At 35.6% G+C, this 11475-nt stretch carries 7 protein-coding genes and 1 pseudogene; 5 read left to right on the forward strand and 3 right to left on the reverse strand.

Translation table 11 applies throughout. The features are described from left to right. Positions 1-4: 4 nt before the first annotated feature. The gene (locus IPK91_05800; GenBank protein ID MBK8296785.1) at positions 5-3523 is read right to left on the reverse strand and encodes a T9SS type A sorting domain-containing protein; all 3519 of its coding nucleotides are present in this window, start codon (positions 3521-3523) and stop codon (positions 5-7) included. 142 nt (positions 3524-3665) lie between these two features. Between IPK91_05800 and IPK91_05805 the strand changes: the two genes are divergently transcribed. Together IPK91_05805 and IPK91_05810 are read left to right on the forward strand one after the other, a co-directional pair. Further along, a complete protein-coding gene (locus IPK91_05805; GenBank protein ID MBK8296786.1) occupies positions 3666-4553 on the forward strand; it encodes a hypothetical protein in 888 nt (295 codons plus the stop codon). Positions 4554-4574: 21 nt separating this feature from the next. After that, the gene (locus IPK91_05810) at positions 4575-5207 is read left to right on the forward strand and encodes a hypothetical protein (GenBank protein ID MBK8296787.1); all 633 of its coding nucleotides are present in this window, start codon (positions 4575-4577) and stop codon (positions 5205-5207) included. A 14-nt stretch (positions 5208-5221) separates the two neighbouring features. Here IPK91_05810 and IPK91_05815 read toward each other — a convergent pair whose 3' ends face one another. Then, on the reverse strand, positions 5222-5683 hold the full coding sequence (locus IPK91_05815) for a hypothetical protein (GenBank protein ID MBK8296788.1): 462 nt from the start codon (positions 5681-5683) through the stop codon (positions 5222-5224). A 148-nt stretch (positions 5684-5831) separates the two neighbouring features. On the opposite strand from IPK91_05815, the gene IPK91_05820 reads away from it, so the two are divergent. From IPK91_05820 to IPK91_05830, 3 genes and pseudogenes are all read left to right on the forward strand, one after another. Continuing rightward, complete coding sequence (locus IPK91_05820) at positions 5832-6716, forward strand: sterol desaturase family protein (GenBank protein ID MBK8296789.1); 885 nt, start codon at positions 5832-5834, stop codon at positions 6714-6716. A gap of 57 nt (positions 6717-6773) precedes the next feature. Continuing rightward, positions 6774-8689 (forward strand): annotated as a pseudogene (gene acs, locus IPK91_05825) (acetate--CoA ligase). Positions 8690-8783: 94 nt separating this feature from the next. Then, positions 8784-10145 carry a DUF4403 family protein gene (locus IPK91_05830; protein ID MBK8296790.1) on the forward strand — a complete coding sequence of 454 codons (1362 nt, stop codon included), beginning with the start codon at positions 8784-8786 and terminating at the stop codon, positions 10143-10145. A 90-nt stretch (positions 10146-10235) separates the two neighbouring features. Here IPK91_05830 and IPK91_05835 read toward each other — a convergent pair whose 3' ends face one another. Then, complete coding sequence (locus IPK91_05835; GenBank protein ID MBK8296791.1) at positions 10236-11462, reverse strand: M36 family metallopeptidase; 1227 nt, start codon at positions 11460-11462, stop codon at positions 10236-10238. Positions 11463-11475: the final 13 nt, after the last annotated feature.

An 11475-nucleotide genomic window follows, 5' to 3' on the forward strand; every position in this document is an offset into this window, starting at 1 on the left:
CAGATTATTTCACTTTTACAAATCGGAATTCTATTTGCTGTTCAAAACCATTAAACTTTAGAATATAATCTCCTGGGATCAATTGACTGACATTCAACTGCATCGTTCCATGTGATTTTTGCTTAATAGAAACAGGGCAAATTTGTCCGGTTGCATTGATGACCATAAACTCCGGAGTATTGTATTGTGGCTTATCAAATTGCAAATACAATACATCATTTACCGGATTTGGATAAAATCGAATATCGGACTTCGTCAGATTTGAATTTCCAACTAGTTGTTCAACTACAATATTTTTACGAGATACAATACATCCGTTTGCATCTTCAATTTCAAGATCGTATACACCAGGTTTCAAGTCAAAAATATCAGGGTTCAAAGCAATTAAAGTTCCATTCTGAGAATAACTGTATTTGTAAGGAGCAACACCTCCTTGTACCATTGCCATGATGCTTCCATCCGTTCCACTTGAATTTTTGATTGCAAGGCTTACTTTAATTTCATCCGGTTCATTTATTTGAAAGGTATCCAATGTCTTGCAATCATTCGCATCTGTAATTGTTAAATAATAGATTCCGGCTTTCAAATTTGTAATCCATCTGCTAGTATCGCCCGTGGACCATAAATAGTTTAATGGAGCTTTCCCACCGGATTCAGTGTAAGCCAAAGATCCAAGCGCTTCTCCATAGCACTTATTATGAACAAATTGTTTGTTTTGAATAGAAGAAGATTCCACCTTATAAATGTTAGTATTAAAGTAAAATGCACAGTTTCCAGATTTATTGGTTAACTCCAATTGATAATCTCCTTCCTGATTGATATCTAACGAATATGCAACCGTATCTAATCCATTTGCATGGGTCCATCGATATGTAAAATTGATCGTATCCATTGCTAAATTTGGAATTAATCTAATGGTTTGGTGGTTGCAATCAAAATAGGGATGGCTTTGTTTGATTTCAAGATTGGGTTTGTTGAGTACCCGAATGTTTATGGTATCCAATCGCTTACATCCTTTTTCAGAAGTAAATTCCAAACTGTAATTACCATTCTTCTGAATGGTATTAAAAAAACCCAGATCTATTTGTGGATTATTCAAGATGCTTGTATCCAAACCAGGCCCTTTCCATCTGAAAATACCTTTTAAACTATCCTGAGCTTTTAATCGGATGGTAGATCCTGCGCAAATTTTTAAAGTGTCTGCTTTTTCAAAATTTCTTTTATTGACAGCTACTTCAAGATTGATTACCGCAGGTGCACAATCCGGTAAATCAATTGAATAAAATCCCCTTCCAAAAGTTGAAATATAAAGTTTGCGTTGAGCCTGATGAATTTTAAGATCTGTCACAGCAGTATGGGGTAAGCCAATGCCATAATATTGCCAATCAATATTATCTGCATCAGAAAAGAAAACACCAAAATCTGTCCCAACAAATAAAGTATTTGATGCTTCATCAAATGCAATACAAGAGACTGGAGTGTTTACAAAATTTTTTGTGATATTGCTCCAGCTAGTTCCTTTATCTTTGGATGTCATCACTTTTAAGGCTCCATAACCTCCCCGTGTACACCACATTCTGTTGGTATCCTTTGAATGAAATTCAATTCCTGTAATTTCAAGATTGGTAATTAAAGAAGTATTTTTCCAGGTTTTTCCAAAGTCTTTTGAAACATACATGATGTTTGATCTAAATCCAACCAGCAAATTGGTATCAACAGGACTTATTTTAATTTCCCTTAAATCGTTGTCCTTATTTCCTGTAAGATTATTTGTAATTTTAATAAAGCTATTCCCTCGATTGAAGCTGACAAAGACATCATTGTAGCCAATGATAAAAGTTTTTGGGTTTTGTGGATTTAAACTAAAAGGGGTTACCCATTGACCTGGTAATTCTGCACCAATGTTTTGAGTAATCTCCTTCAGATCATTAAATCCATTGGTAGTTCGATACACGGCATTTCCACCCCAATATTCTGTATAGGCAATGTTTTGATTTGTTGGATCGACAACTTGAGACATGGCATCGCCTCCATTGGTATTTGACCAGGATCCATTGGCGCGCTTTAAAAAACCTCCGTTATCCTGGCTACCTCCTATGATAACAGGAGGTATGGTTGTAGAAACTCCCAATTTATAAAATTGAGTAATAGCAAGACCATTCACCAATTCGTCCCAACTTTCTGTATTTTCATGATACCGATATAATCCGCCATCACAACAGAAATACAAATCATTTTTAGATTTTGGATTAGAGGCAATATAATGATGATCCGCATGGATTTCCGGATAACCCTGGCCACTAGCCCACCAATCCGTAATTTGGTTCCAGGTTTTGCCTTCATCGGTTGATTTATAAATAACCACGTAACCACAATACAAAACGGATTTATTTTGTTGAGAGAAATACAAAACTGAATTCTCCGGCATATCAGAAATATAATTAAAATCCTTTGCAGAATTCTTTGAAAGGTAAAATTTCTTAGCCCCATCTACACTCATATTTATACCTAAATACTCCGGATCATCAATTGTAGTGGTTAATCGCAAAAATGCTTTTTGCAAACCAAAATCAGTGACTTTAGTAAATGAATTTCCTCCATCTGTGGATTTGAAGACATTGCAATTCCCCCAATAATCATTCAGAGCTGCATATACAATCGAAGTATCACCCGGTTTGAATTTTATATCTGAAAAATTCTCAGTCCTGATCTTAGACCAAGTGGTTCCTCCGTTAAATGTTTTATAAATGCCATCATTGGTAGCTGCAATTAAAATAGAGGAGTTTAGGGGATTCATTTCCAATGCATAAATTACCTTATTATCCGTAAGTTTCCAATTAAGATTGGTAGGTTTCCAAGTCAATCCTCCATCGGTTGTTTTGTAAATTCCCAAATTGTATTGCCACCATCCATCTTTTTCACCTAAACTGACATAGAGGGTATTGGGTGCTTGAGGATCTATCAGTACAATACCTACAGGTTGATAAGGTAAATTGTCACCAATAGAACTATAAGTTGAGCCATTGTTTGTTGTTTTCCAAAGCCCTCCATTGGGTGAAGCTACAAAAAATGTGTTAAGTTGATTTGGATGAAAAGCAATGTGCGTAGTCCGCCCCATACCCCAATAGCCCCCAGAATTTCTGTTTGGACCCTCGTGTTTCCATGAAGGTGCATTTCGATAGCTTGTACGCGCTTCATGAGTAATTTGATTGTACAATTGCCATTGTCTTTGTAAATCAGGAAAGGCACCCCCTTCGGTAACCCGGTCTCTCCAGAACCATTTCCAGCGTTCGAATTTCAATTTTTCGTCATCCAGAAAATCTTTTTTCTTGCGTTTCTTTCTAAAGATGTTTTCCCGATAGCTTTCATCCTCTAGTTTGTTCTTTCGGATTAATTTTTCGGCTTTGCTACAGATTTCCTGGTAAGATTTTCCTTGTTCTATATAATCCTGAAGCAACTTTACCTGTGCCTGTGAACCATTTATAAAACCCATCAAACAGATCAGTCCAATTAGTATTCTCATTTTAAATCTTTGCTCAAAATTAAGGCAATAAATGCCGGAAAACCGTAAAAAAAAACATAAAATCAGGAGGGATATTAAAATTAACCATATTTATAGTAAATTTGAACGAAGAAGCCTATTTCAAATACTAAAAATCTTATCCATGCGGAATGTCTTTTTTGCAAGCTTAGTTTTTGTTTTTAGCTTGACTGTGAATGAAGTTAAGAGCCAGGAGGGTGTTGAAGATTTTCTCAATACATACATTGATGATAACACCGGACCTTTCGTACAGCCACTTTTTGAACTTATGACTGCAAACTTGAATACAGGTTTAAGAGAATGGTCGGCTATTGACAGCAGTTTTTATATACGAATTGGTATTAATGTAATGAGTTCCTATCCTTCATCTGCACAGAAAACCTTTACTGCCAAAACTAATGAATCTTTTGAACCCTTTTCAACGGCAGAAGCCCCTACGATTATAGGTGCTATTGAGCCAGTGGAAGTAAATGGTGTTAATGGAACCAGTTATATATTTCCAGGTGGATATAATTTGAAGGCTTTGCCCATGGCCAGTCCACAAATAACAATTGGTGGTTTCTTTAATACCGAACTGTCGGGTCGTTATTTTGCCATCGAATTGGATGACAATTTAGGTTCCCTTTCTTTATTGGGATTAGGCTTTCGACATGCTATCAATCCATACTTTCCAAAACTACCCATCGATCTTTCAGTTGGATATTATTTTCATCAGTTTAAAGATGATCCTTATATTAATTCAAAAATGCATTTAGGATCCTTGCACATTGGCAAATCGGGTCGTTGGTGGTCTTCTCAGTTGATGTTAGGATATCAGGATGCTAAAACAGATCTCAGCTATACCTATACCAAAGATGAAGAAGTAAAAACCAAAGAACTTAAAATTGGCATTGACAATCATTTTGTTGCCGAATTATCTGCTTCTTTAAAACTATGGATTCTAAATGTTCATGGAGCCATTAATTATTCTGGACCGGTTACCGGTGCCTTGGGATTATCTTTAGATTTCTAAAAATTATAAAAAAAAAAGATCATGAAAAAATTAGCACTTTTCTCGATGCTGTTTGTTTTAATGTCCGGTTGTTGCGGCCTAGAAGAATATTTAGGTGGTTCAGATGATGCGTGCCTGGATCAAATTTTCACAGAAACACGTAAAGTAAATATCAAGGCACCCTTTACCATCAATGATGCAAAACCGTTTGGATATGCTAATAAAATTACCGGTGAAAATGTTAAAAAAGCCATGCAAATTCCAGCAGATGCGACGGTTAAAAAAGCCAGCTTAAGTTCAGCTAAATTAAATTATACAGCTGCTGCTGACAATGGATGCCGCAGTCTTTTTGTAGATATTCATGTGGTGACTACTGATGGTTCTTTTAATTTTCTGTTAATTGATCAACAGAATTTATTTCTACCACTGGTGATTGGCAGCACCTTAATTAATCAACAATTGAATTCAAAAGGAGTTACTGAGCTTAGACGAGCTATTGAACGGTATGCAGCAAATACCTTTGACACGGATTTAAGTTTTACTATGACCGGAGAGGGTCTGCCAAAAGGTGCACTCGCCCATTTTACATTAGATATTGAAATGGAACTTAGTATAGTGTATGAAGTCTGTCGTTATGCACCTTTAGGTGCAGGGGATCGCGTATGCAACAAATAAACAGAAACCTTCAATTAAAATCTAAAAAACGGCCGCTCGATATTCCAGATTCCAAAAGGGATCATAAGCAAGATAATAATAAATCCAGCTAAAAACCACTTGAAGGCCACTTCATATTTTGCACTATCTGTTGCCTGTTTTTTAGATTTAATACTTCCAATTTGAGCGATTGCAATTCCCAAAATCATTCCGAAAATATGCTCTACACTCCAAAAACGAGTCTCAGAATTCTTCATTGAAGCTCCAAAATCACTCAAAATATTTTGCATCATTGGAGATACAAATGCATACAGTATTAATCCTATTACTAGTTGGGTATGTAATGAGGCGATAAAAAATGTATTCCATTTTTTTACCCCTGCATTGTACGTTAAGCCAGATTTCCAGCCCTTATAATTTTCGAGAATCGTCCAAATTGCTAAGGCCACGACGACCCATCGCAACCAGGAATGTAATACCATTAATAAATCGTACATATCAATACATTGTGTTTAAAGAATATTCAAAGATAAAAGATGCTGGTTTAAATTTTGTAAAATAATTATCAGTCTTTAAGAATCCAGTATTTCTACTATATTTGGTCAAACAATGTTCTATTCTATTTAACTCTTATCCTTTTTAAATATGTCTTATCTGGAAACCATTAAAAATGCCTATCAATCGTACTGGAGCTATTTTATTAATGAAATCAGCAACCCCAGCTGGCACAATTATTTTTATTGGCTCATAGGAGTTTCTTTATTTGCATTTACCTTAGAACTCCTATTTCCCTGGAGAAAAGAACAAGGGCGGTTCCGTGAGGATTTTTGGCTTGATGCGTTTTATATGTTTTTCAATTTCTTTATTTTTTCATTAATCGTTTACAATGCATTTTCAGATGTAATTGTAAAGATGTTTAACCAATTTTTAGCATGGTTTGGAATTCAAAATTTAGTTGCAATTGAAATTGGTGGCTGGCCACTCTGGCTTAAATTACTAACGATGTTTATTTTGAGGGATTTTATTCAATGGAATGTCCATCGACTCTTACATCGGGTACCTGCTTTATGGGAATTTCATAAAGTTCATCACTCCGTTCAGCAAATGGGCTTTGCGGCTCATTTGCGTTACCATTTTATGGAAACAATTGTTTACCGTACTTTGGAATATATACCCCTTGCAATGATTGGTTTTGGTTTGACTGATTTTTTTGTCGTACATATTTTTGCCCTGGCAATTGGTCACCTCAATCATTCTAATATTTACTTACCTCTAGGACCTTTACAATATATTTTTAATTCACCACAAATGCATATTTGGCATCATGCTGAAAATTTACCCAAAGGATCTTATGGTGTTAATTATGGATTGAGCTTAAGCATTTGGGATTATTTATACGGTACCGTGTATATGCCTTCCAATGGTCGCGATGAAAAATTAGGATTTGAAAATTGCGATACATTTCCAAAAAGTTTTTTTAGTCAAATGACACAACCTATAAAAGCAGCCTTGAAGAAATTAAAGAATTAAGGGTGCTAATAAAGTCATTGCTTCCTGTCAGGAACTTTATCTTTGCAAAAAATATTCATGCCATTTCCTTTTCAAATAAAGTCCAAATCAAACTATGACCAGCACTACAGAAAAAGTGTTGAGGATCCAATAGGATTTTGGGCTGAGATAGCAACCCATTTCAATTTTTATAAAAAATGGGATCATGTTTTGTCATGGAATTTTAAAGAACCCAGGATAAAATGGTTTGAGGGTGCCAAACTCAACATTACTGAAAACTGTTTAGATCGTCATTTAGAAACTAAACGGGATCAACTCGCCATTTTGTGGGAGTCAAATAATCCATCTGAACCAGAACGAAAAATAACATACAACGAATTGCATCAGTCAGTTTGTGAATTTGCTGCCGTTTTGAAAATGCATGGGGTACAAAAAGGAGATCGGGTTTGTATTTACATGGGGATGGTTCCAGGGTGGTTATTGCCATGTTAGCCTGTGCACGAATTGGTGCAATACACAATGTGGTTTTTGGCGGATTCAGTGCTCAAAGTTTGACTGATAGGATCCAGAATGCTGAAGTAAGCTGTGTCATTTGCTGTGATGGAGCATTTAGAGGGTCCAAATCAATTGAATTAAAATCAATCGTTGATGAAGCGTTGTTAGAATGTCCTACTGTAAAAACAGTTATAGTCTATCAGCGTACCCATTCTAAAACACAAATGGCAACAGGACGTGATTTTTGGTGGCATGAAGAACTAACTAAAATAGATCGGGTAAAGTCATTAAGCATACCTCCCGAATCCATGGATGCAGAAGACATGTTATTTATTTTGTATACCTCCGGATCTACCGGTAAACCAAAAGGGGTTGTTCATACGTGTGCAGGATATATGATCTATACTTGCTACAGTTTTATAAACGTATTTCAATACCAGGAAAACCAAATTCATTTTTGTACGGCTGATATCGGTTGGATCACTGGACACAGCTATATTGTATACGGTCCATTGTGTGCAGGAGCGACAACACTGTTATTTGAAGGCATTCCTACCTGGCCTGAACCAGACAGATTCTGGAAAATTATCGAAAAATTTAAAGCCGAGATTCTGTACACAGCACCAACTGCCATTCGAAGTTTGATGAGTTATGGCAATTCCTGGCTTCAGGATAAAGATCTTTCTAGTTTAAAAGTTTTAGGATCTGTTGGTGAACCCATAAATGAAGAAGCCTGGGAATGGTATTCTGAACAAGTTGGTCACTCCAACTGTCCGATTGTAGATACCTGGTGGCAAACCGAAACCGGAGGCATCTTAATTTCAAATCTCGCAGGCGTCACTCCTCAAAAAGCAACCTATGCAAGCTTACCATTACCTGGAATACAGCCTTGCCTAGTTACAGATGATGGTCAAGAAATTTTGGATAATGAAACAGATGGATTTTTATGCATCAAGTTTCCTTGGCCTGGAATGCTTCGAACCACTTATAAAGATCATGAACGTTTCAGAAAAAATTATTTTGATCGATTTGAAAATCTCTATTTTTCAGGAGATGGAGCAAAACGAGATGCGAATGGATTTTATAGAATTACCGGCCGAGTGGATGATGTTTTAAAAATCAGTGGGCATCGAATTGGTACCGCCGAAGTTGAAAATGCCATCAACAGCCTGGAAGATGTGACAGAAAGTGCTGTGGTGGGATACGCACATCCTATTAAAGGTCAGGCTATTTATGCCTTTGTAATTTACAATGGACAGGAGTCCGATGTTGAAAAAATAAAAGCTAATATTAACGATCACATCATGGATCATATAGGTCCTATTGCTAAAGCCGATAAAATTCAATTCGTAAACGGATTGCCAAAAACAAGAAGTGGGAAAATAATGCGTAGGATTTTACGAAAAATAGCAGAAGGGGAACTCCATGAATTAGGAGATGCCTCTACCCTACTCGATCCCGCAGTAGTAGATGATATCATTAGGGACAGGCTGCTGTAATTTAATTTTGATTCAACTAAGAAATCACAATCATTTATTTTATTTAAATACTAAATAAGCAAGAGTTAAGTTATTATAGTCTGCAATTGTTTTTATGAATAGAAAATATCTGCTTTTAGCATTCATCTTACTAGTTTTTCAGTACCGCTGTACCAAAAAATTACATCCGGAACAAACTGACTTAATTATTACTCCTCCAACGCTTATGACCTCCAATTTAAATCTACCCGTTAAAATTTCAAGATTCGAATTAAACCGAGTCATTAATAAAGTGGTTACCAATTCCTTTAATGATGGATTTACATTTGAAGAAGACTATAAAATTCAAACCAGGATTTCTGGTCCACTTGACATTCAAACAATTAATAATGCACTTTTATATTCAATTCCATTGCAAATTGAAATTAGCCCAAAAGGGTTTTTAAGTAAGCTCAAAGCAAAAGCAGAAATAGAAATCCAGCTCTCTACCAGTATTGATATCTTTCAAGATCAATTGTTAAATAAAACTGAATTGGTTTCACACAGATGGATTAATAAACCGATATTAAACATTGTTGGAATTTCATTACCCATTGAACAAATTTCAAATTTTTTATTAAAAAAATATAAATCAGTTATTTGTACAGCTATTGATGAAACCATTCAAAAAAATGTTAAGCTGGATAAAATAAAAAATTCAGTAAGAAAATATTTTAATAAAGCTTTATATTCTACAGAAGACAGTATCATCCATATTTTTGCAAGTCCACAGGAAATTGCACTGGGTCCGATGTCTATGACTTCTACTGAATTAGTGATTCCATGCATGATTTACTTTGAATCCGTTGTAGCTGAAACGCGTCCGGTTGAATTAGAAAATGATATGACTTTTTCAATCAGACCATATTTTGACAACAATTCGACGTTTGACATCCAATCAAGAATTCCCTTACCGTATATAGAACAAATGGTTCGAGAATCAATTGAAAACCAGCCGTTCGGTTCTGGAATTAGTCAGTTGACTGTAAAAAAAATTCACATGGAAGGTGTAAACCAAACCATGATTATTCATTTAGAACTTGCAGGTGCATACAAAGGAAAAATGGATTTATTTTTTGATCCTGTTTACCAGTTAGAATCCAAAAGCATTGAGCTTGAGCATTTAAAATTAAAACCTGTAAGTGGACCTAAAATGGATAAAATTATGTTTTCCCTGGTTAAAGGAATAGCACAAAATAAATTAAAAAAAGCCATTGAAGAGCAAATCAATCTAAGCTTAATCGACTATGTAAATCAGGTTCAACACATGATACACAATACAGAGGTTATCCCAGGCTTGTTTTTAGAGGGTGATTTATCACACTACGAAATCAAGGATATTAAATTTGTCAATTTTAGAATGTATTTTAATATTCATAGCATTCTAAAAATTGGAGCCAACATCAAGACGATTGATGACCGTCTATTAATAAGATAAGTTTAGTACATATTAATTGCAATAAAAATTGCTTGAGATGCGATTATTTTAATTAAAAATAAAATGTTCTATTAAATTTTCAGAGATTCTCTAATGTTTTACAAACTTACGTGTTTTAATTTCACCTCCAGATTTCATCCGAATAAAATAAATTCCATTTTGCAAACCTGCACAATTTAAACTAAGCAAGTCCCCCTTTTTATAATTTAGAGTACGCCCCTCTATTAACTGGAGGGATTGATTGAACAATTCCAATTCGAAGGTTCCATAATCATTAGGATCTGGATTGATAAAAAGTGTGCTTGTGACTGGATTTGGATATAATGTAAGTTGATCATTTCCAACATCTAATTTGCATTTAATCCAATCTGAATGCGCGACAATCTCAGATCCATCCTGGATCCGCAATTGGTAGAAATAGGTTTCATTACGTTTTACGTCCTTATCTTCAAGTTCTGGAATTGAATGTGAAAAACCATTAGATCGGTAAATAATTTTCTCATCTGTTGAATTTCCCTGGCGCCTAACAAGGATCCAATTTTTATCCTGATAGAATGGATCTAATTTCCAATTTAATAAAACAGAATTTTCTTGTGCCTGGGCTACTAATATCAATTCATAGTCAGCTAAAAAAACGGATGAAAACAATTCTGAATCCGACATTAAGTTGCAGCCAGAAGGTAAATCACTTGCAGCAATCCCGTCGTCACGTCTTGAGCTGCTTCCCTGATTTGCACTAAAACCCAGTCCGCGTCTTGCAAAACAATTCCAGATTAAACATGAATGAACTCCGCCAAACAACAAACTGTCAGCTTTTAATATGGCATTGCGTCCATCTACAAAACCAGGCGAACACGGTTGCAATTTAAGACCTTCCATTACCAAACGGTAAGCCATGCTATTACCTTTTGACGAATTAGAAATATAAATATCAGGTTCCATGCCATAATGAGATATTAAAGCCCAAGTCATATCCCAAATCATCGAACACCAAATATAGCCGATCCCATGCGGCTGTGAAATTTTAACCATATCACTCAACTGACTGTAGTTCGCAGGATTCACAGTTAGGTCAACATTATAAGGATAGGGTCTAACTCCAACACCACTTATGGCATGTCCACTTGCATATACACCCATCCCTCTATTTTGATAAGCAAGGTCTGTAGATTTCATGGTCATCACCAATCCAAAATAATCACTCCACCCTTCGCCCATTTGTTCGGCATTATTGAGACAAGAAACATTTGCTGGGCCACCCGTTAACCGATTACTAATTCCGTGGCCATATTCATGGCATATGATGCCTGCATCCATATCCCCATCTAAT

Source organism: Saprospiraceae bacterium (assembly GCA_016712145.1).
GTDB lineage: Bacteria > Bacteroidota > Bacteroidia > Chitinophagales > Saprospiraceae > Vicinibacter.

Excerpts from the sequence above, each read along its gene's own strand:
- IPK91_05810 (MBK8296787.1), top strand. The coding sequence starts at position 4,575 with ATGAAAAAATTAGCACTTTTCTCGATGCTGTTTGTTTTAATGTCCGGT.
- IPK91_05830 (MBK8296790.1), top strand. The coding sequence starts at position 8,784 with ATGAATAGAAAATATCTGCTTTTAGCATTCATCTTACTAGTTTTTCAG.
- IPK91_05820 (MBK8296789.1), top strand. The coding sequence starts at position 5,832 with ATGTCTTATCTGGAAACCATTAAAAATGCCTATCAATCGTACTGGAGC.
- IPK91_05800 (MBK8296785.1), bottom strand. The coding sequence starts at position 3,523 with ATGAGAATACTAATTGGACTGATCTGTTTGATGGGTTTTATAAATGGT.
- IPK91_05835 (MBK8296791.1), bottom strand. The coding sequence starts at position 11,462 with ATGGATGCAGGCATCATATGCCATGAATATGGCCACGGAATTAGTAAT.
- IPK91_05815 (MBK8296788.1), bottom strand. The coding sequence starts at position 5,683 with ATGTACGATTTATTAATGGTATTACATTCCTGGTTGCGATGGGTCGTC.
- IPK91_05805 (MBK8296786.1), top strand. The coding sequence starts at position 3,666 with ATGCGGAATGTCTTTTTTGCAAGCTTAGTTTTTGTTTTTAGCTTGACT.